Here is a 20434-nt window from a genome sequence, read left to right as displayed (position 1 = left end):
CGCGCTCAGCCTAGGGGTGGAACCTCCTTTGCATCGTCCGAACGGGCAGGAAACACTGCTGCCTCTCTGGATGAAATCGCCGATCTCGAACGCCGCGCCCTGGCACGGTGAAAGAGCCAGAGGGCACCTCCCGACAGGCTCATCAACAGAATCGGCACGCCCGGAATATTGAGCAACGTTTTCTCAAACCCGAAAAAGTTCAACTGGTGCAGCTGCATCACGGCAAAATGCACCCGCCGCCAGCGACCTTCGTCTTCGAGGATGTCCCCGGTCTGCCGGTCCAGCACGATCTCCGTGGCATCGGCATTGTCGAAACGAACGCGCACGGCATCCTGTGCACGTTTCTTTTTGCGTGGCGTATATCGCTCGATGTCGACACCGGTGACGGTCGCCGGTGCACGCACATATTGCTGAGCAATCACCGGCGCCAGCTCCCGCGAAATCGGCGACAGACGCTCGCCGGTCATGGCGTCGAGCAAGAGGGTGGTGGACACGCCCTCGACACGCAATTTGAGTTCGTAGAACACGCGGCCGAAATCCGACCGTAACACCACCTGCTCGACCAACGCCCGCCCGCCCACGGCGTCCTTGGCCGCCAGTATCGCGCGATCGACCGGCAACGTGGCTGTTTCCAGCGGCGGGCCAGCCAGCGGCCGGAGCTTCTCCTTATAGTGGTCATCCCAATAGAGAAACTTCGCGTCCGCCCACAACAGGCCTGTCACGACGGAGAGCAATAGAAAACCCATGGCCCCCATACCCAACCAGCGATGAGTCACTCTGACAAGTCGTTCAGATCCGCCGCGATTCATGCTATCGCTCCCCGGGGCGCTCGGCCCTCACCTGCAGTGCCAAGGTGCTGCGATGGCGCAACGCCTCATAGGCCGTCCCTTCGAACTCCCCCGGTGTCTTTTCGACGTGAATCATCTCCAGCACATACCGGCCTGGCCACAGTGGAGTGAAGGAGACAATACCCTCGGCATCCGTTTTGAGCTCCTTGTCCCAGCCATTGGGTGCATGCACCAACACCTGAGTCCCAGGCAAGCGTTGGCCATTAAAGATCGCTTTCACTACGATTTCGCCGCCCGGCCCCGGGGTCACACGGCCGGACGCTAGATTCAATCCTGTGGTGAGAGGGATCAAGTCCAACGCCAGCGGCGTCGAGTGATCCCGCTCATGCTCATTCACGCGGCTCTCTTCCAGGCAGACGAAATAGGTCCTGGCATAGAACATCGGTTTGACGATACCCAGATCATGCTTGCGTAGATCCTGAACCGGCGCTTTGGTTTGCTCGGCGACCACCGCATTCCGTCCCGGGACACAGGAGGAGACGGAACCGACGAAATGGTTGACCTGCTTGGTCAGCGGCACGTCGGTCTTCCCGCGCTTCGGATCCTGCACACGCACGGTGACGCCGTCGATCGAATCAAGCCGGCCTCCACGTTCCTCTCGCAGGAATTCGGCATACTCACCGAAATACACCTTCACTCCCTGTCCCGCATCAGCCGGTGCCGTCGCATCCGTCTCCACCCAGACAAAATGGGCCTGGGCCGGAGTTGCTTCCAACAGGCTCGCCACCAAGACGATTCCCCATAATCCACGATTGAACAGGTTCCGATTCATCAGCGTCATTCCTTTCTGAAGTTCGGTCAAAGGTTGCGGCTCCCCATTAAAATCTCCAGGAGACCCCACCGTAGAAATTCCGGATTTCACCGGGCTGAATCCCCAGGAAACTGCCGGTGGTGCGTTGCGCGATGAATGATTCATCGGTCAGATTGCGTACACCGGCGAAAATGGCCCACTTCGCCTTCGGCGGCGCGTAATTGAGCCGCAGATTCCAGATGGTGTAGGAAGGGATGGCGCCGTTTGTACCGAGGGCATTTTCCGTCTGGGTATTCGCGCCATCGGTAAACTGTTGCGCGACATACGTGGCATCAGCTTCAATCGACGCCCCGGTCGGGTGGTAATAGCCCACCAATCCATAGAACGTCATGCGCGGGGCATACGGCAGGTCTTTCCCGTCCGTCGCTCCGAATAGGGACTTCGGCCGTAAGAGCGTGATGCTGCCTCTGGTGACGAAGCCTTGCAGTGGACGGACAATTTCTCCCCAATCGAGACTGACGGTGCTTTCGATTCCTTCCATCAACGTCTTTCCGGCGTTGACGAACTGACTGCCCTGCTGGACAATCTGATTGCTGAATTCGGTGCGAAACAGCGCGAGTTCCGCACTCACCCCCGGGACCAGCATGGACCGAATGCCAATATCCGAACTCAATGCGCGCTCAGCCGAGAGGTCTTGTGTGGTTCCACTCGTCGGATCGACGGCATTGGCGAAGGTCGGCGGCCTGAAGGTCGTATGGACGTGGCCGAACAGCATGCTGTCCGGGGTGAGTTGATACTTCACCCCTGTCCCGTAGATCAGTCCTTGTGTCGTCTTGTAGCTCTTGAAATTCCCTCCAGCAGGGGGAACGGCGTTCATCGTCTCGCGGCTTTGATTGACCTGCTCCCACCGTATGCCTGGCGAAATGGTGAAGGCTTCGGTCAGCCGAATCGCCGTCTCCGTATAGGCCGCATAGGCCACCGATTCCAAATCGGCGTTGTTCGTCGTGCGGCTGATCTTCGAACCGGCCGTCCCGATTCCAGTAATGTCCGTCAGCCGCTCCGCGTGATACCGCACGCCGGAGGTGATCTGCTGATCCAATCCAAAGAGCGAAAATTTGAATTGGTGTTGCGGCATGACGCCGAAGACATTGAACTTGCGCAGAAAGTTTTGACTGGTCGAGAGCAGCGTCCCGTTGGCGGCCTGGTCCTGGATATACCAGTTCCGTTCGAACACGTTGCCGTACACGATGACCTTGGCCGTGTTGTGGGCGTCGATCTCCCGGCTCGCCGTCACATCGATGGCTCCACGCTGCCCTTTGAATTCATCATTCGGTTTCCCGGCCAGTGTGCGATCGCTCCGGTATTGAGCGGGTGTAATACTTCCAGGCGTCTGCGTCGTTTCGTCGTACCAGGAGATGTTCGTCGTAATGCGCGTCCGATCGTCGGGATTGGCCTCGAATCGCATCGTGAAATCATCCAGCTGGGATTTGCTATGGTCTCTGAAACCGTCTGACTGGCGCCGGACATACCCGAGTTGTGCGCCAAAATTCCCCCAATGGCCCCCGTACTGCGTGTCCGACTGAAACAAGTTGAAACTGCCGAACGTATTCGTGGTGGAAAACGTCGGCGTCGTAGGAATCCGTTTCTGAATAAAATTAATGAGGCCACCCTGAGTATTCGGTGAATAGAGAACCGAGGCGCCTCCTTTGATCACCTCGATATGGTCGATGCGTTCGATCGGCACCATGTAATACGTTGAGGCATCGCCAAAGAGGGCCGGTTGTATGGGGATATCGTCCAACATGAGGAGAATGTTTTTGCTGCGCCGGGGATCCATACCCCGGATGCCGATGTTGGGTCGCATCCCCTGGCCATATTCGTCGAGCACGTTGACACCGGGCACGCGCCGCAACATTTCGTCGGCGTTTTTCGGCCGGGCGCGCTGAATTTCCTCGCGCGTGACGACATTTACCGATCCCGCGATGTCCTTCACCGATTCCTGATCCGGCTCGTTTCGTTCGTGCACGTCTTTCACCATCACTTCGGGAATCTTCACTGGTTTGGACTTCGCCGGCTGCTCCGGCTCGACCGCCGTGTTCCTCTCATCTGCGCTGGTCCCTGCATCGGAGGCCTGCTGGCCGGGAACAGTCGTCTCTATCCCTTGCGCCAGAACAAGGGTATTCCAGCTACAACCAAGTCCTATCGCCAACACCCATACAGCCCTTCCACCCATGACCCGGATACGTCCCGCCATGATTAGTTGTTCTCCTTATTCATTCACGGATACTCACAACGCATCACCACACAATAAAAAGCCCAAGACCATGTTGATGGTCTTGGGCTCTGGACACGCACGGTCCTTTGGCCTCTACCTTGACGTCGCTCGGAAATAGTTAGTTCGCAAGCATCGCCGGCGGCCTCCCTCCGATCGCGTTAAAGGCAATCGTGACGAGACGCCGGCACCGCTTGCACTTGATTTCGATGCCCTGTTCCGCCCATCGCGCGACAAGCTGTCCACACCGGCAACGCACATCGTCGCAAGCTAAAATCCGAGCCGTGTCGCGCTTCGTGCTGTTCGTCATGCCAGTTCCTCCGCTCGACGGCCTCTCTGCCGCCGCTCGATTACTCGTGAAATTTATTTGAACGCAATGCGTTTGAGGTCAACTGCCGGCAATTCGACTTCGCCAAAATCCGATTGCCCTTTAAAGCTTCCGGCTATGGCCAGGGTAAACTCTCCCGCTTTTCCGTCGCTCAACGTAATGGACACAGCGGGCGGCGTCCCATTCCCGGACGGTTTCACGTCGATCGTCTTGATGACATCGAACTTGATCTTGACCGTCGCGGTTCCGCGTTTGACCGGCACTTCCTTCAGCTCATGCGGCACAAACGATGTTTCGCTTATTTTTTCTTCCCAGTAGAAGATGACGCCGTGCACCTCGGTCTCGACGCCCTTTGCATCGGTCGCCACCGCCTGAAACACCTTGTCACCTTTCGGTTGAGCCAGGACCGGCCCCGCCCCCAACCACAAGAGGCACGCGCTGCACAGGACCGCCTCGACTACTCTCTTCCGCACATTCTGCATGACATCGCTCATGACGAAACTCCTTTGATCGCGTAAGATGACTTGCCGCTCCTTACCCCTCGAGCCGATAGGCGATCGGCACCAGAATAGTGATTTGCTCTTTCCCCAGCGGGTGTTTCAGGGCAAGCGGAGAAGCTTTCCTCAACACCGAGATGGCATCTTGATCCAGCAAGCCGTGGCCGGAACTTTCGGCGACCAAACATTCGAGAATCGTTCCGTCATGACGGATCACCGCTTCCAACACCACCTTGCCTTCCCACCGACGCGCTCGCGCCTGCCTGGGATACCGCTTCAATTGCTCGATCCGCGTCCACAGGGACTCCGCTAACCAACCAAGGTCTGCCTGCGCCGACGCCGTCTCACGCACCTCACGATGGACAACTGCACTCTGGTGCGTGACGATTGGCTCCGACACAACCGCGTCCTGCGGCCCATTGAGTGAAACCGTTGCAGTAGCGACGGAGGACTCAGTCTGAACTACCTCTTGTGCGACGATAGCGGGCTGTTCCACCTCGGTCGCCAGGGTTTCGACGGGAACGGCTGACTGCTGAATCATCGTTTCAGACAACTGTGCTGTCACCGATTGCGCTTCGACGGCCTGAACAGCGTCCTGGTTTGTCTGTTGCAGGATCTCCTGCGCATGGGCCACTACTGTCTCAACCGGTCGCGAGGTAACCGGTTGTACCTCTGTCACGACCGACTGGCGCTCCTGAGGGGCGGAGCGTTCGACTACTCGCGGGGTGACTTGCGTAGCCTGAACCGTTTGAACGATTGCCGTCCGCTCCACGACCTTGGGAACCGGCGCTCGCGAAGGACTCGAGACGGACGAAGACACTGGTTTCGTGGGCTCTGTCCGTCTTGGAACCGACTCTTGTGTAGGAAGCGCCTCAGCAGCAACAGGACTCGGTGTCGGCGCCTGGTGCAATGCCACATCCCATCGAAAGGTCTCCGTTTGAAGATGCGGCTTGACCTCCATCACAGTCTGCATCGCGAGAGCGACAAGTCCGCCATGCAGTACCAATGAAATCAGCCACCCTCCACTGCGAGCTCCTTGTATATGGGCGATATTTGCCGTCAGTGCGGCTTCCGACATTTTTTCGACCTCCCTCTTCCGACAACACCCTGAAACCGGGCGACAAAAAACAAAAAGCCCAAAGCTGTCGTGAGACAACTTTGGGCTCTGACCGCATGGGGCCGCTGGCCTTATTCGAATGTTGCGTGAACTCGATTCACGATCCGCGTCATTGACTAAAACTTATTAGAGGCTTCCTCCACAATTCTTGATAGCAATTCTCAATATCATGATGGGGAAACAGTTGTCAATGCGCATATCGTCACAAACGAGGCGGAGTATGTGTGTATTGAATGCGAGTCTCTAGGCGGCGGGATGCGGGGAGGCCTCTCGAGCCCGAACCCATCGAAGTCGTAGACGGTCGAGAAGCAGATACATGACAGGAGTCGTGTAGAGCGTGAGGACCTGACTCACCAACAGACCGCCCACGATGGCGATGCCGAGCGGGCGCCGCAGTTCCGATCCCACCCCCATACCTACGGCCAGGGGCAATGCACCGAGGAGGGCTGCCGCCGTGGTCATCATGATCGGCCGGAACCGCAGCAGGCAGGCTTCGTAAATCGCTGCCTGTGGAGTTTTCCCTTCTCCTATCCGTTCACTCTGCAAAGCAAAATCGATCATCATGATGGCATTTTTCTTCACAATGCCGATCAGCAGCATAATCCCAATCAAGGCGATCATGCTCAGTTCCGATTTGAACAGCAGCAATGCCAACAAGGCTCCTACCCCGGCGGAAGGCAAGGTGGAGAGAATCGTGACAGGATGAATGTAACTCTCATAGAGAATCCCCAGCACGATGTACACTGTAACCAGCGCCGCCAGAATCAACCAAGGTTGATTCTCTACAGAGGATTGGAACGCCTTGGCCGTTCCCTGAAATGTCCCGCGCACGCTCGCCGGCAAACCGATGTCGCGCATGGCTGCATCCACAGCCAGCACAGCCTCCCCTAACGACACGCCAGCAGCCATATTGAACGACAGCGTCACCGCGGGAAATTGTCCCTGATGGTTGACGGACAAAATGGTATTGGCCGGCTCGTACCGCGTCACCGCGCTCAACGGCACCTGAGCACCGCTTGGGGATCGAACATAAATTTCATGTAACGCGGACGGGTTCTGCCAGTATTGCGGAGCAACTTCCATCACCACGTGGTATTGATTCAGCGGAGTATACATGATCGACACCTGCCGCTGACCAAAGGCGTCATACAATGTATCGTCGATGAGTTGGGGACTCAACCCGAGCCGGGACGCAGTCGTCCGATCGAACACGACAAGGGATTGTTGCCCCCGATCCTGCTGATCGCTGTTCACATCCACAACCTCCGGAAGCGTCCGCAATTTCGCCTCCACCTTCGGCGCCCAGGTGTTAAGTTCAGCAAGATCCATGCTCTGCAGCGTATATTGATATTGCGCGCTACTGGCCCGGCCACCGATCCGCAGATCCTGAATAGCTTGCAGATAGGTTGGAGCGCCCGGCACCTTCGCCAGTTTTGGACGCAGCCGGCCAATCACCTCGTCGGAACTGAGGCCGCGTTCTTCAAGCGGCTTGAGGGCGATGAACATCCGTCCCGTATTGGTCGTGCCGGCATGGCCCCCGCCGCCTGTGAAGCCCGTGATGCTGGAGACGGCCGGATCGCTCTTGATGATCTCTACGACTTCGGTGAGTTTCTGCCGCATCGCTTGAAACGAGATATCCTGCGCCGCTTGGATATTGCCGAACAGCCGACCGGTATCCTGCTGGGGGAAAAATCCTTTTGGCACGAGAATGTAAAGATACACCGTGAGCGCCATGGTGGCTAACGTCACCGCCAACATCATATGTGGATGCCGGAGGACCCAGGTCAGGCTGGTAGCGTAGCCACGCAACATAACGCGGAACCCCCGTTCGCTTATCCGATACCACCAGCCATGCGAATGGACAACACCCGACTTCAGGACACGCGCGCACAGCATGGGAATCGTCGTGAGTGATATGAGCAGCGACACCAGAATCGCCACAGATAAGGTGACGGCGAATTCACGAAACAGCCGGCCGAGCATCCCGCCCATCAGAAAAATCGGGATGAATACTGCCACCAGCGAGAGGGTCATCGAGACGACCGTGAAGGCGATATCCCTTGCGCCTCGCAGGGCCGCCTCCAGGGGCGGTACGCCCTGTTCGCGATAGCGTGTGATATTTTCCAGCACGACGATCGCGTCGTCTACCACAAACCCCGTCGCAATCGTGAGCGCCATGAGCGACAAATTATCAAGGCTATAACCCAGCACGTACATGACACCGAACGTAGAGATCAGCGACACGGGAACGGCCACGGCCGGAATCAAGGTGGCCCGCACATCGCGGAGAAACGCGAACACCACGAGAATCACGAGGGCGACGGAAATGGCGAGGGTCCGTTCGACATCATGCAACGACGCGCGAATGACGGGCGTCCGATCCATCACGATGGACAAGGACATACTACCCGGAAGGGACGCTTCCAGCTGAGGCAGGCGCGCGCGAAGACGATCCACGGTTTCAATGATGTTCGCGCCAGCCTGCCGATAGATGATCACCAAGACGGCCGGCGTGCCGTTCGCGACCCCCATGGTTCGCAAATCCTCGACCGACGACTCCACCGCCGCCACATCGGACAACTGCACGGCGCGCCCGTTTCGATACGCCACGATCAACGGCAGATAGTCCTCGGCTTTGTGGAGCTGATCATTGGTCCTGATTTCCCATGTATGATCGTCCGCGGTCAGTTGCCCTTTCGGACGGTTCACATTGGTACTGTTCAGAATCTGGCGCACCTCTCCCAACCCGATGCCGTACTTGTTCAAGGCGGTGGGATTGAGATCCACACGGACCGCCGGCAATGACCCTCCGCCCACAGCCACCTGCCCCACGCCTTCCACCTGCGAAAGTTTCTGCTGCAGGATGCTCGACGCCGCATCGTACATTTGCCCACGAGTGACGAGGTCAGAGGTGATAGCCAAAATCAGAATGGGGCCGTCGGCAGGATTGACCTTGCTGTACTTGGGGGCCGTCGGCAGATTACTGGGAAGATCGGCACGAGCCGCATTGATCGCGGCTTGCACATCCCGCGCGGCGCCGTCGATATCCCGGTTGAGCTCAAACTGAAGGGTGACGTTGGTTCCGCCGATCGTACTGGAGGAGGTCATTTCCGTGACGCCGGCGATGCGAGTGAACTGACGCTCTAAGGGAGCCGCCACGGACGATGCCATCGTCTCGGGACTTGCCCCCGGTAACGATGCCGACACGTTGATGGTAGGAAACTCGACCTGCGGCAGCGAGGCCACCGGCAAAAAGGGAAACGCCACGAGCCCGACCAGGGTCGCGCCGATCGTCAGCAAGGTGGTCGCGACAGGGCGCCGCACGAAAGGAGCCGAAATATTCATGGTGGACCTATCGGCACGGCTTCCCCTACCGACACCGGCTCAGGACTTCGGCGGAAGCGGGCGGCCAGTCGATCCAAAGCAAGATACACCACCGGAGTGGTGTACAGCGTCAACAGCTGGCTCAAGACCAGTCCGCCGACGATCGCAATACCGAGCGGACGACGTAACTCCGAGCCGACGCCCGCCCCCATGGCAAGCGGCAACGCTCCGAACAGCGCAGCCAGGGTCGTCATCATGATGGGACGAAAACGCAGCAGCCCGGCTTCATAAATGGCCTGCTCCGGCCGCTTCCCCTCAGTGCGTTCGGCATCCAAGGCAAAATCGATCATCATGATGGCATTCTTCTTCACGATCCCGATCAGCAGAATGATGCCGATCAATGCGATGATACTGAATTCCATACGAAGCAGCATGAGGGCCAACAGGGCGCCTACGCCGGCGGACGGCAGGGTCGAGAGGATCGTCAGTGGATGAATATAGCTCTCGTACAAAATACCGAGCACGATATAGACCGTGATCAAGGCGGCCAGGATCAGCAACGGTTCATGCTCCAGCGAATTTTGAAAAGCCTGCGCCGCGCCCTGGAAACTCCCGCGGATACTGGCAGGAAGGCCCACTTCCTGCGTGACATGTCGGATCGCCTCCACCGCCTCGCCGAGAGAGCCATTCGGCGCCAGGTTGAATGAGATCGTCACCGCGGGAAACTGTCCCTGCCGGCTGATGACAAGAGGGACCGTGGTGTCCGTGACACGGGTAAAGACGTTTAGTGGCACGGAGCCGCCTGTCCCGCGCACCTCCAGAGCCTGCAGCGCCTCTGGCCCCTTCTGAAATTCCGGCATGACCTCCAGAATGACGCGATACTGATTCAATTGCGTAAACATGGTGGAGACCTGCCGCTGGCCGAACGCGTCGTACAACGTATCGGTGATGAGTTGCGGCGTGATGCCCATACGCGAAGCCGTATTGCGGTCGATCTCCACGAGCGAGGCTAGTCCTTGGTTCAGCTGATCGCTGCTGACATCACGCAGCTCCGGCCGCAGTTGCAAACTTTCCAAGAGTTTCGGGGCCCAGCGGTTCAATTCCTCCGGATCCGCATCTTCCAGCGTATATTGAAACTGCGTCCGGCTCACCCGATCTTCTACCGTGAGGTCTTGCACCGGCTGCATGTGTAAGGTGATGCCGTCTACGTCGACCACACGTGATTCCAGCCGGCGGATGATGTCGCCGGCGCCGGCCAATCGATCTCCCAGCGGCTTCAGGTTGATGTAGATGCGCCCGCTGTTGAGTGTCGTATTCGTGCCATCCACACCGATAAACGAAGTGAGGCTTTCCACGGCCGGCTCCTCAAGGATGACGCGAGCCAAAGCCTGCTGCCGTTCCGCCATCGTGCCGAACGACACCGCTTGCGGTCCCTCTGTAATGCCGAGGATCACGCCGGTGTCCTGAAGCGGAAAAAACCCCTTGGGAATCAGGACGAACAGCACGACGGTGACCACGAGCGTGGCGACCGTCACGACCAGCGTCGCCTGCTGACGCTGCAACACCCACTGCAGACTTCGTCCATATCCCGCGATGATGCGATCCAACACCCGCTGCGATACCCGCGACAATGGGCCAGGCTGTTCCTCCCGCCGCTCTCGTAAGAGTCGGGCGCACATCATCGGGGTCAAGGTGAGCGACACCACGGCCGAAATGAGAATGGTGATGCTCAGCGTCACAGCGAATTCGCGGAACAACCGTCCCACCACATCGCCCATGAATATCAAGGGAATCAGCACAGCAATCAGGGACACCGTCAACGACAGGATGGTGAAGGCGATTTGCTTCGAACCTTTGAGAGCGGCCTGAAAGGGCGAGTCTCCCCGTTCGAGATACCGCGCAATGTTCTCGATCATCACGATGGCATCGTCGACCACGAAGCCCGTAGAGATCGTCAGCGCCATCAAGGTCAGATTGTTCAGGCTGAAGCCCATGAGATACATGACCCCGAAGGTTCCGACGAGGGACAGGGGCACCGCCACCGCCGGAATTACCGTGGCAGGCAAGGTCCGCAGAAACAAAAAAATCACCAGGATCACGAGGGCCACCGCCAACACCAACTCAAACTGCACATCTCGAACCGTGGCGCGAATCGAGGTCGTGCGGTCAGTCAGCACGGACACCTGCACTGACGACGGCAACGTGCTCTGTAGTTGCGGCAGCAACTTCTTCACCCGGTCGACTACCTCGATGACATTCGTCCCCGGCTGGCGCTGAATGTTGACGATCACCGCCGGCGTCTCGTTCATCCAGGCCGCCTGCTTGGTGTTTTCGACATCGTCGATGACCTCAGCGACTTCCGACAACCGAACCGGAGCGCCATTGCGATAGGCCACGATCAACGCCTTGTAGTCCTTGCCGGCGAATAACTGATCCGTGGCGTTGATGATCGACGCGCGGCGCGGCCCATCGAAACCGCCTTTGGCCTGGTTGACATTGGCAGCCGCCACCACGACGCGAAGATCTTCCAGCGTCAAGCCGTAGGCGGCCAACGCACGTGGATTGGCCTGGATGCGCACGGCCGGACGTTGCCCCCCGCTGATGCTCACCAGACCCACGCCGGACAATTGGGAAATCTTTTGCGCAAACCGGGTTTCGGCAAAGTCGCGGACCTGCGACAGGGGCAGGGTGGCTGACGTCAACGCCAATGTGAGGATCGGCGCATCTGCGGGATTCACCTTGTTATAGACGGGCGGCGCGGGAAGATCGCGAGGCAGGAAGGTGGCCGCCGAATTCATGGCCGCCTGCACTTCCTGCTCGGCCACGTCCAAATCGATGTCGAGACTGAATTGCAGGGTGACGACCGAACTGCCCCCGGAGCTCATCGAGGTCATCTGGTTGAGCCCGGGCATTTGTCCGAACTGCCGTTCGAGCGGGGCCGTAATGGAGGAGGTCATCACGTCCGGCCCGGCTCCGGGATAAAACGTCAACACTTGAATCGTGGGATAGTCGACTTGAGGAAGCGCGGATACAGGCAGGTGGCGATACGCCAGCGCTCCAGCCAGCAGAATGGCGATCATCGTCAGGACCGTCGCGACCGGCCGTACGATGAACAGTCGCGAGGGGTTCACGTGCGATTCCCCTGTTTTCTTCGTTCCCCTCCGGTCGCTGGCTTCTCCTGGCCGGTTGGAACCGCTCCGCCCGAGGGCCGCATCTCGACCTTGCTGCCCTCGCGTAATTTTTCAGTTCCATCCACCACGACGGTTTCGCCTGACGTCAGTCCGGTGTCGATCGAGGTGTCTTCGCCTTGCGACACGCCCACGGTCACTGCGCGCACGCTGACAGTCTGTTCCGTTTCGTTGACCACATAGACAAATGTTCCCTTGGGTCCGCGCTGAATAGCCGCGGACGGCACGATGGTCGCGCCTTGTTTGATATCGAGCAACAGACGGGCATTCACGAACTGATTCGGGAACAGCGCGCTGTCGTCGTTCGGAAAGACCGCTTTGAGGCGAACGGTTCCGGTGGTGGGATCGATTTGATTGTCGACAGTGAGCAACGTGCCCGTCGCTAATTTGCGTTTCTGCTCGCGATCGAAGGCCTCCACAACAAGCGGCTTCCCGCCCTTGAGCCGCTCGAACACGGCCGGCAGGTGATCTTCCGCCAGCGCGAACACAACGGTGATCGGTTGTAACTGCGTAATCACCAGCAATCCATTGGGATCGTTCGCATGCACGATATTGCCCGCATCCACGAGGCGCAACCCGACGCGTCCGTCGATCGGCGCGGTAATGCTCGAATAGGTCAGCTGCAACTTGGCATTGTCGATCTGCCCTTGATCGGCCTTGACGATGCCCTCGTATTGACGCACCAGGGCTTCCTGGGTATCGAGCTGCTGCTTGGGGATGAAGTTCTGCTTATACAGGTCGCGATAGCGCTCGAAATCCAATTGCGCATTTTTCAACTGCGCCTGATCGCGCGCCATTTGTCCCTGAGCCTGGATCAACTGCACTTCAAAGGGGCGCGGGTCGATTTGTGCCAGCAGCTCGCCATTGTGCACCACCTGCCCTTCTTTGAAGAGCACGCGCATCAATTGGCCGTCTACCCGGCTTTTGACCGTGACCGTATTCATCGGGATGACGGATCCCAAGCCGTTCAAATAAATATTGATCTCCCCGGTTTTCGCCACCGCCGCCACGACCGGCGTATTCCTCGCGGCCATGGCCGGACGCTTCTCCGCGCGGCCTGGTTGGGCTTCACCGGACCTGGTCATCATGACGTAGGTGCCCACAGCCAATAGACAGGCCGCCGACAACCCGATCATCCACCGTTTCAAGAGCGTCGAAAATCTCACCGACTCAGCCATCGCCGCTATTCCTTCCGTCCCCCGGCATCCTGCGCCTGCCGGACATAGTCGCGGGTCATCCGCCAGCGCTGCTGAAGCTGCGCATGGAGCCCGTCCAACTTGACCTGTTGCTCCGACGACAACTTCGTCTTCAGTTCCTGCATCCCCAGATCGAGCACCCGATCGACATCCGGCTGGTGCTGCACCCGCAACCGTAACAATTCAAGATGGGCACGCGCCACAATCGGCTCAACTTCCGCCTGTTGTGTCGTCGACAAGGCCAGGTCCTGGGTCAGTCGTTTCATAATCCGTTCCTCTCGAGCCGCCGGTCCCCGCTCCCATCGATGCTCATCCTCGTACTGAGAATACAGCGACATCCCCACGGCGCCTATTAAAGTCCCGGCGAAAAAGAGGATGATCAGCCCAATCCACAATCCGGTGCGTGACATACCGCTCGCTCCGAGCCTCCGACCGAGTTATTGATCAGGAAACGATGATCCCGCATCAAACTCTTCAAGCCATGCTGCCGTAACCGGAGCGGGGTGCTGCCTGGTATACACGGCCACCGACCCGGCAAAGAACAGGGCCACGAGCGCCGCACCGGTAGCCACGCGCCACACCAACGGCTCTGCCCAGGACAGGAGAGAAGGGGCAGGATGTTGCGCGGCCTCCCGCCGGATCGTTCGCATGACATCCTGCGCCCATTGTTCTCCCACAGCCACCTCGCCGCGAGCGCGATGCGCCTGCGCCAGAACCGCCTCAATCTGCCCCAACGCGCGTTTACGATGGACGGTCATGCCGGTGTCGCTCCCATTCCCGAAGAAAAATCGCCCGCAAGGCTTGCCTGGCTCGATAACACCGCACCTTTACGTTGACCACCGTCCACCCCAACAGCTCAGCCGCCTCGCGCACGGAACGGCCTTCAAGCGACACCAAAGTCAAAACCAGACGGTGTTCGGGTGACAATTGGGTCAACGCCCAGTCCAACACTTCCAGCGAGTCACGCCGGTCTGCTTGATCACGGAACCGTTGGCCTGATTCATCTGCCAGCGCACGGTCCAGCCATCCCACCTGATCATCGGTCAACCCGCTGACGGGCACCTCGGTCCGACGATGCGCACGCCAGAAATCATAACAGGCTCGAACACTGAGGCGAGACAACCAATGTTCAAACGGAACCTGCCTTGAGTACTGCGAAAGCCCTGCATAGGCGCGAACAAACACGTCATGCGCCACCTCCGCCACATGATCCCCCGGCACATGTCCCTGCACAATCTTCAGCACATGGCGCTGGTGCCGAGCGATCAATTCGCTGAACCGATCGATGTCCCCGCGCAAGACTCGGTCGATACATTCGGCGTCATCGGACACGAGTGCCTGCGCTCCCGTAAAACTGACGTGATCCCCTGTGTCGGCGTCGACTTCAGCATCATACCCCATCCGCCCTGAGGACCACAGACAGAGCCCTCATGAGGTCAGTCGGCGGGGGAGGCGCACAGGTTACAAGGCAGCCTAAAAAAATTCCCTCAACACCGATTCCTGAGTCTGGTCCGGACAAACCTACACCTCGACTCACCTATCCTCCTTTCGCCTCCAGCGTTCGTTGACAACGAGGCGCACCTGATCGGCCAACGCCTGAGCCGCCCCGCTCCGGTAGCCGCCCTTTCTCCAGAGCAGCCCGAGCCCCCGTCGGGGTGTCGGATTGTTGAGCGGAATACCTCGAAGTCCGGCATTTCCCTCCAATCCCAGAGACAGTCGAGGGAGCACGGTCGCCAGGTTACTGGTTTTCACCGTGGCGAGAATGCCTTCAATCGAGTTCATTTCAACAGTGACCCGAGGGACCACGCCCGCCTGCTCGAAGCTGGTGTTCAATAGACGACGCGTACAAAAGATGCCCGGAAGGAGGACCAACGGCTCATCGGCCAGCGCCGCCAGTGGTAAGCGACGGCGGCGAGTGAACGGATGCCTGGGTGAAGCGATCACAACAAAATCTTCCTCAAACAAGAGCTGGCTCTCGATACGGTCGGAACCTGCCGGAACAAACCCGATACCCAGTTCCAGCAATCCATTCGTGACGCCCGCTTCGATTTCCGGACCGGACAATTCATCGAACTTGAGCACCACCCGTGGATGGAGAGTCGAGAACCGACTGACGATTTCTGGAATCAAATAGGCATTGACGGTTTGTACGACACCCACCGTGAGGGTGCCCCGCTGCAAGCCTTCCTCCTCGGCGATGGCCACCTGAGCCAGCTCCATCTCCCGCAAGGCTCGCCGTGCATGTTCGCGAAAAATGGCCCCCGCCCGCGTCAATTGCACCGAGCGTCCGACGCGATCAAACAGCGGCACCCCGACTTCCTGCTCTAATTGTTTGATCTGCGCAGACAAGGCGGGCTGAGAGACCGGCAATCCCTGGGCGGCCTTCGTGAAGTGCAAGGCGTCGGCCACGGCCAGGAAGTAGCGAAGGTGGCGAAATTCCATACCACGTCTTATCATAACTGGAAGTGATTGACCTAATCAGAACAAACACTTTGACGCACCATCCAGCATGGCACTACCTTGCCCAGTCACGTCGCCGTGCATCGTCTGTCGGCGCCAATGGAATCCACGCATGCAGAACACGACCGGCCTCATATGGTCAATCCAGGTGGGATTGCCTGAGCAACGCCATCCGGACCCTTCCAACGATCCGGCTCAGAAACCCTGGGCCACCGGTATCTTCAAGCGCACGGTGACCGGTCCGGTCCGTCTGCATCGTCATAATCTTGAGGGAGACGGCCAAGCGGATCTCGTCCACCACGGAGGGCCGGACAAGGCCGTCTGCGCCTATCCCTCGGAACATTGGTTTCATTGGCACGGGCTCCTGCCGCCGCATCAGCTAACCGGGGGGGCCTTTGGAGAAAACTTCACGTTGCAAGGACTCACCGAGGAATACGTCTGTATCGGCGATGTCTTTTCCGTTGGGTCGGCCGTCGTGCAGGTGTCACAACCGCGCCAGCCCTGCTGGAAACTGGCTCGCCGCTGGCAGCGCAAGGATTTGGCGCTTCAGGTCGAACAGACCGGCTTCACAGGCTGGTATTTCCGGGTCTTACAGGAAGGCCTGGTGGAAACGAATGCGATCCTCAACCTGGTAGAACGCTCCTACCCAGAATGGACCATTGCCACGGCCAACCACATCATGCATCACGAGCGAGACAATCGGATTGCAGCCGAGCACCTGAGCCGATGTCCACTGCTGTCCTCCAGCTGGCAAGAAACCTTACGGCAACGGGGACAGAACCGGAACGAACCGGATCCACAACGACGGCGGACCGGCGACAATCATTCGGAATAATGTCTGTATTCACGAGGAGGCTGTGTATGACACGTGTACTGTTCTCTGCTTGCACGTTGGCCCTCGGCGCGACCGTCGCGCTGAGTTCCTGGTGCGCCGCCGAAAATGCAACCACGATCAACATCCTGTCGCCGCACAACGGCGCGACCGTCGCTGAGACGTTCGACATGAAGTATGAGATCTTGAACGGCACGGGAGACAACCACGCGCACGTCTATTTAGATGGCGCGTATCAGAAGGGATTTAAGGGCACCTTTACCCAGGTGACCAAGGGTGAGCATACGATCACGGTGAAAATCGCCGATCACGACCACAAGGATACGGGAACGGCGACCGATAGCATTACCATCACGGTGGGAGACTGACGCTGCACACGCAGCGGTGCTGAAGGTGTATCGCGTGGGAGGCGGTGACTGCCTGCCGTCTCCCACGCACCATCACCGACTACTGCCCCCCCTGGGTGGACGCATGGGTCGAGGTGCCCTGAAGATCCATCTCCAGCACGACTGCCCCATCGGGATTTTTCGGATCCAGCCGGCTCGGCAACCGGTCTGCCGCCAGCTTCACCAGCGGGACGGCGACAATGTGCGGGGCTTTTTCCGACGGATTTGAATACAAGGCGATGCGCACGGTCTTCGGCCGTAAACTCGGCGTCACCTGAGGCAGAGACTCCTTCCCCATAAACCCCACCACCATGCCACTGCCGTCGGCCAGCTTGTGAATTTCGAACGCATTGGTGGCCGGAGCCGCGCGATCGATCCCGAGGTCAGGACTCTGCGTCACCAGTGCCATGCCGAGCAACCGCGGAACGATAAACCCGAACGAGCCGGTCGGGGCCTGAGAGAACAGTGTTTTCGGCGTGGAGGCCCCAAGTTCGGCCACTCCGTTCTTGCTTCGCAATTGGCGACGCAGGTCGGCCTCATTCCCGGCGCCCTCAATGATGACCACCGCCGGCGCAGCCTTTTGGACGGGCAACACTTCCGTCTTCCCGCCCCCCGGGCTGGTACCACCTCGTGCGGCATGGAGCGGAGCCGGGAGCAGGCCCGTGAGACACAGACCCACCAGACCGGCGGCTGCACAGTAGCGAAGTGACGGGCGGAAAGTCGCTTTGGCCATGACGTCAAACATACCTTCTGATCCTCCTGAGCAAGCGATGACGGTTGTTCGGGAGGATTCTAAGAAGCCGCCCTACGAAAATCAAACAGGAAGGAGGCGCCGGCCTCACGGATAGAAGCTGAAGCGACGCCCGGCAATGGCCTGCGCGACCGACGCAAGGATCTGCTCCCGTTCGGCTGGCTTCTCCAACCACAGCACCACGCCCTGCTGGCGCAGCGTATGGGCCAAGCGCTCATCGTGGTAGCCGGTCAACACAATGACCGGGAGGGAGGGATACTGCGCGCGAAAATATCCGATCGCCTCAACCCCATTGATTCGCGGCATCCGGATATCGCAAATAATCACATCGAGCAGGAGCGGGTTATCGCCACTGCTCAAGACTTCAACAGCTCGCCCGCCGTCCTCCGCCTCTTCCACGTCATATCCCGCCTGGGTCAACGTCTTGCGGAGTAGGCCGCGGATCGAATCCTCGTCGTCTACCACTAAGACCCGTCCCAGGTGCACGTTCTCGTTCGCATCCTGCCCGAACGGCCACGCCATTCTCATGATGCCCTCCCTTCGCTCCCCGGCTTGCGTGTGTGCGATGACGCGATGCAAGGACAACGCCTTGCGAGGCGAGAAGTGCGGCACCACTAATTCAATAGGTTACCGATCGATCAGTTGCCAGAGCAGCGCCGCGACAGCATTGCGGTGGTGGAATGAAGCCAGGCATGGTGCAACTGCACCATGATCAGTTACCCACAGGTGCCGCGAAGGAGGCAGAGCCCATCAGGGATGGTCATCCGTGGTCTGCTCCAGGGAGGCAGGCCAGGACTGGTCCACCTGGCCACTGAGCTCCTTCTCCCGTGCCAACAGGGCACGTTTGCGTTCGATGCCCCAGCGATAGCCGGCCAGATCACCGTCTTGACGCACAACCCGATGACAGGGAATCGCGACGGCCAATGGGTTCGCCCCGCAGGCCTGTCCGACCGCTCGCACCGACGCCGGCCGACCGATACGACGCGCAATCTCGCGGTACGTCGCGGTCGTCCCAACAGGGATTTGCTGCAGTGCCGTCCACACCTGTTGTTGGAACGCCGTTCCCCGGATATCGAGCGGCAGACTCAGCCCACGCGCTGGTGATTCCACGCAACCCACCACGTATGAGACCACTCGCTCAAACCCGGGATCCCCACCGATCAGTCGGGCCCGAGGGAATCGAACCTGAAGGTCTCGCACCAACCTCTCAGGCTCATCACCTAAAAGAATGGCACAGACCCCCCGGTGACTTTGAGCCACCAGAACGGCACCCAGCGAACAGTCCCCCACGGCAAACCACAGTTCGGTCTGCGCCCCGCCGGCACGGTACTGGGAAGGAGCCATGCCCAGCAACGCAGGCGCCGCCGCATAGAACCGCCCGCTGGACTCGAAACCGGCGTCATACATGGCCGCGGTTACCGAGCGCCCTCGTTCCAATTCCTGTCGCAGACGTTTCGCCCGTTGCGCGGCGGCATACCCCCTCGGCGTGAGCCCGACGACGGAGGTGAAGATCCGATGAAAATGGGAGGGGCTCAGCTTTGCGTGCGCTGCCAACTCACTGAGGGGCGGCACATGGTCGGCCTGTTCGATCAGTCGACAGATGCGCACCATGTTCGCCGCTTGCCGCTCGACCTCTGATGGCCCATCAGGCCGGCAACGTCGGCAAGGCCGAAACCCCGCCTGCTCCGCATCCACGCAGGTCGCATGAAACCGGACATGCTCAGGCCTCGGTCGACGCGCCGAACAAGAGGGCCGGCAATACACGCCGGTTGTCCGCACCGAATAATAGAACCGCCCGTCCATGGCACCGTCGCGAGCCCACAGGGCGGCCCAGCACTGCTCCTGCGACGGAGCCCGTACACCAGCCCTGTCTTGCGGGAAAACGGTGTCGGCTGTCGGATGTTGCCGTTCCATGGTGTTCCTGTCGACATTCTACCCGCTCCCGGCGAACACCACACTCCGGTTCTTGCGCTCCAATTCGAGACCTGCCGGCTTGGGCTTACTTGGTTTCGACGGCAATCCCCTGCACCTGGGTGCAGGCCCGTGAAAACAGGATGAAATACTGGAAGTACCCGTCGACCGTCACCTCCACGATCGCATCGGCCAGCGGCTTGGTGCGCAGCGCGTCATCCACCGCATGACGCATCTCATTTCCGCCGGTGACAGGAATGAACCCTAGCAGGTAATACACGCAATCCTGCCCGCGCACCTTCCCAAGTTCGGTATATCCTCCCGGCGCCAACGGCTTTGTTGAAGGAGCAATTCCACCGGGATGGTGCATACAGCCGGCCGTGAGTGCCGCCGCCAACAACACCGCACCCATCCAACCGCGCAGGCACCAGTTCTTGGGAGATTGTCTCATCATGACGTGTCCTTCCTTTCGTGTGCACAGCCATCACCGGCCGTGCGGTGTAACATCCACGTTGGGAGTACCAGGGGGATGATGGTCAGGGAGTCGGTACGAGAGTGACCGAGCAGAGCAAC

Annotated in this window: 19 protein-coding genes; 2 read left to right on the top strand and 17 right to left on the bottom strand. The window is 59.3% G+C overall.

Annotation, left to right across the window (positions count from 1 at the left end; translation table 11 throughout):
• Window positions 1-5: 5 nt before the first annotated feature.
• The 13 genes from JNL86_12405 to cynR all read right to left on the bottom strand — a co-directional run bounded on the left by JNL86_12405 (window position 6) and on the right by cynR (window position 15963).
• Window positions 6-809, bottom strand: a complete 804-nt coding sequence (locus JNL86_12405; GenBank protein ID MBL8043710.1) for a hypothetical protein — start codon at window positions 807-809, stop codon at window positions 6-8.
• Between the two features lies 1 nt (window position 810).
• Entirely contained in the window at window positions 811-1620 is an 810-nt protein-coding gene (locus JNL86_12400) for a DUF4198 domain-containing protein (protein MBL8043709.1), read from the bottom strand.
• Between the two features lie 46 nt (window positions 1621-1666).
• A complete protein-coding gene (locus JNL86_12395) occupies window positions 1667-3853 on the bottom strand; it encodes a TonB-dependent receptor (protein ID MBL8043708.1) in 2187 nt (728 codons plus the stop codon).
• A gap of 139 nt (window positions 3854-3992) precedes the next feature.
• On the bottom strand, window positions 3993-4181 hold the full coding sequence (locus JNL86_12390; GenBank protein MBL8043707.1) for a hypothetical protein: 189 nt from the start codon (window positions 4179-4181) through the stop codon (window positions 3993-3995).
• Window positions 4182-4234: 53 nt separating this feature from the next.
• Complete coding sequence (locus tag JNL86_12385; protein ID MBL8043706.1) at window positions 4235-4693, bottom strand: hypothetical protein; 459 nt, start codon at window positions 4691-4693, stop codon at window positions 4235-4237.
• Window positions 4694-4733: 40 nt separating this feature from the next.
• Entirely contained in the window at window positions 4734-5774 is a 1041-nt protein-coding gene (locus tag JNL86_12380; protein MBL8043705.1) for an energy transducer TonB, read from the bottom strand.
• Window positions 5775-6056: 282 nt separating this feature from the next.
• Window positions 6057-9158: a multidrug efflux RND transporter permease subunit gene (locus tag JNL86_12375; protein MBL8043704.1), complete on the bottom strand. Its 3102-nt coding sequence runs from the start codon at window positions 9156-9158 to the stop codon at window positions 6057-6059.
• Window positions 9155-12268, bottom strand: coding sequence for a multidrug efflux RND transporter permease subunit (locus tag JNL86_12370; protein MBL8043703.1), 3114 nt, complete (start codon window positions 12266-12268; stop codon window positions 9155-9157). Before JNL86_12370 ends, JNL86_12375 begins: the two co-directional genes overlap by 4 nt.
• Window positions 12265-13503, bottom strand: a complete 1239-nt coding sequence (locus JNL86_12365; GenBank protein MBL8043702.1) for an MdtA/MuxA family multidrug efflux RND transporter periplasmic adaptor subunit — start codon at window positions 13501-13503, stop codon at window positions 12265-12267. Before JNL86_12365 ends, JNL86_12370 begins: the two co-directional genes overlap by 4 nt.
• Before the next feature lie 5 nt (window positions 13504-13508).
• Window positions 13509-13931: a hypothetical protein gene (locus JNL86_12360; protein ID MBL8043701.1), complete on the bottom strand. Its 423-nt coding sequence runs from the start codon at window positions 13929-13931 to the stop codon at window positions 13509-13511.
• A 27-nt stretch (window positions 13932-13958) separates the two neighbouring features.
• Window positions 13959-14279 carry a hypothetical protein gene (locus JNL86_12355; protein ID MBL8043700.1) on the bottom strand — a complete coding sequence of 107 codons (321 nt, stop codon included), beginning with the start codon at window positions 14277-14279 and terminating at the stop codon, window positions 13959-13961.
• Entirely contained in the window at window positions 14263-14922 is a 660-nt protein-coding gene (locus JNL86_12350; protein MBL8043699.1) for an RNA polymerase sigma factor, read from the bottom strand. The genes JNL86_12355 and JNL86_12350 overlap by 17 nt, the downstream gene beginning before the upstream one ends.
• Before the next feature lie 132 nt (window positions 14923-15054).
• Window positions 15055-15963 carry a transcriptional regulator CynR gene (cynR, locus tag JNL86_12345; protein ID MBL8043698.1) on the bottom strand — a complete coding sequence of 303 codons (909 nt, stop codon included), beginning with the start codon at window positions 15961-15963 and terminating at the stop codon, window positions 15055-15057.
• 130 nt (window positions 15964-16093) lie between these two features.
• On the opposite strand from cynR, the gene JNL86_12340 reads away from it, so the two are divergent.
• Both JNL86_12340 and JNL86_12335 read left to right on the top strand, forming a co-directional pair.
• Window positions 16094-16816 (top strand): MOSC domain-containing protein, encoded by a 723-nt coding sequence (locus JNL86_12340; GenBank protein ID MBL8043697.1) that lies wholly within the window; start codon window positions 16094-16096, stop codon window positions 16814-16816.
• A 26-nt stretch (window positions 16817-16842) separates the two neighbouring features.
• The gene (locus tag JNL86_12335) at window positions 16843-17181 is read left to right on the top strand and encodes a hypothetical protein (protein ID MBL8043696.1); all 339 of its coding nucleotides are present in this window, start codon (window positions 16843-16845) and stop codon (window positions 17179-17181) included.
• 79 nt (window positions 17182-17260) lie between these two features.
• Here the strand turns inward: JNL86_12335 and JNL86_12330 are convergent, their stop codons facing one another.
• The 4 genes from JNL86_12330 to JNL86_12315 all read right to left on the bottom strand — a co-directional run bounded on the left by JNL86_12330 (window position 17261) and on the right by JNL86_12315 (window position 20315).
• Window positions 17261-17944 carry a hypothetical protein gene (locus JNL86_12330; protein MBL8043695.1) on the bottom strand — a complete coding sequence of 228 codons (684 nt, stop codon included), beginning with the start codon at window positions 17942-17944 and terminating at the stop codon, window positions 17261-17263.
• Window positions 17945-18037: 93 nt separating this feature from the next.
• A complete protein-coding gene (locus JNL86_12325; protein ID MBL8043694.1) occupies window positions 18038-18478 on the bottom strand; it encodes a response regulator in 441 nt (146 codons plus the stop codon).
• 222 nt (window positions 18479-18700) lie between these two features.
• Window positions 18701-19864 (bottom strand): bifunctional DNA-binding transcriptional regulator/O6-methylguanine-DNA methyltransferase Ada, encoded by a 1164-nt coding sequence (gene ada, locus JNL86_12320; GenBank protein ID MBL8043693.1) that lies wholly within the window; start codon window positions 19862-19864, stop codon window positions 18701-18703.
• A gap of 85 nt (window positions 19865-19949) precedes the next feature.
• A complete protein-coding gene (locus JNL86_12315; GenBank protein MBL8043692.1) occupies window positions 19950-20315 on the bottom strand; it encodes a hypothetical protein in 366 nt (121 codons plus the stop codon).
• Between the last annotated feature and the right edge of the window lie 119 nt (window positions 20316-20434).

Source organism: Nitrospira sp., from assembly GCA_016788885.1.
Taxonomy (GTDB): domain Bacteria; phylum Nitrospirota; class Nitrospiria; order Nitrospirales; family Nitrospiraceae; genus Nitrospira_A.
This window is presented reverse-complemented; position numbering and strand designations above follow the sequence as displayed.

Coding starts and splice junctions, on each gene's coding strand:
- ada (MBL8043693.1), bottom strand. CDS start 19,864: ATGGAACGGCAACATCCGACAGCCGACACCGTTTTCCCGCAAGACAGG.
- JNL86_12315 (MBL8043692.1), bottom strand. CDS start 20,315: ATGATGAGACAATCTCCCAAGAACTGGTGCCTGCGCGGTTGGATGGGT.
- JNL86_12335 (MBL8043696.1), top strand. CDS start 16,843: ATGACACGTGTACTGTTCTCTGCTTGCACGTTGGCCCTCGGCGCGACC.
- JNL86_12405 (MBL8043710.1), bottom strand. CDS start 809: ATGAATCGCGGCGGATCTGAACGACTTGTCAGAGTGACTCATCGCTGG.
- JNL86_12355 (MBL8043700.1), bottom strand. CDS start 14,279: ATGACCGTCCATCGTAAACGCGCGTTGGGGCAGATTGAGGCGGTTCTG.
- JNL86_12365 (MBL8043702.1), bottom strand. CDS start 13,503: ATGGCTGAGTCGGTGAGATTTTCGACGCTCTTGAAACGGTGGATGATC.
- JNL86_12375 (MBL8043704.1), bottom strand. CDS start 9,158: ATGAATATTTCGGCTCCTTTCGTGCGGCGCCCTGTCGCGACCACCTTG.
- JNL86_12330 (MBL8043695.1), bottom strand. CDS start 17,944: ATGTTTGACGTCATGGCCAAAGCGACTTTCCGCCCGTCACTTCGCTAC.
- JNL86_12390 (MBL8043707.1), bottom strand. CDS start 4,181: ATGACGAACAGCACGAAGCGCGACACGGCTCGGATTTTAGCTTGCGAC.
- JNL86_12385 (MBL8043706.1), bottom strand. CDS start 4,693: ATGAGCGATGTCATGCAGAATGTGCGGAAGAGAGTAGTCGAGGCGGTC.
- JNL86_12360 (MBL8043701.1), bottom strand. CDS start 13,931: ATGTCACGCACCGGATTGTGGATTGGGCTGATCATCCTCTTTTTCGCC.
- JNL86_12380 (MBL8043705.1), bottom strand. CDS start 5,774: ATGTCGGAAGCCGCACTGACGGCAAATATCGCCCATATACAAGGAGCT.
- JNL86_12400 (MBL8043709.1), bottom strand. CDS start 1,620: ATGAATCGGAACCTGTTCAATCGTGGATTATGGGGAATCGTCTTGGTG.
- JNL86_12350 (MBL8043699.1), bottom strand. CDS start 14,922: ATGGGGTATGATGCTGAAGTCGACGCCGACACAGGGGATCACGTCAGT.
- JNL86_12325 (MBL8043694.1), bottom strand. CDS start 18,478: ATGAGAATGGCGTGGCCGTTCGGGCAGGATGCGAACGAGAACGTGCAC.
- JNL86_12395 (MBL8043708.1), bottom strand. CDS start 3,853: ATGGCGGGACGTATCCGGGTCATGGGTGGAAGGGCTGTATGGGTGTTG.
- cynR (MBL8043698.1), bottom strand. CDS start 15,963: ATGGAATTTCGCCACCTTCGCTACTTCCTGGCCGTGGCCGACGCCTTG.
- JNL86_12340 (MBL8043697.1), top strand. CDS start 16,094: ATGCAGAACACGACCGGCCTCATATGGTCAATCCAGGTGGGATTGCCT.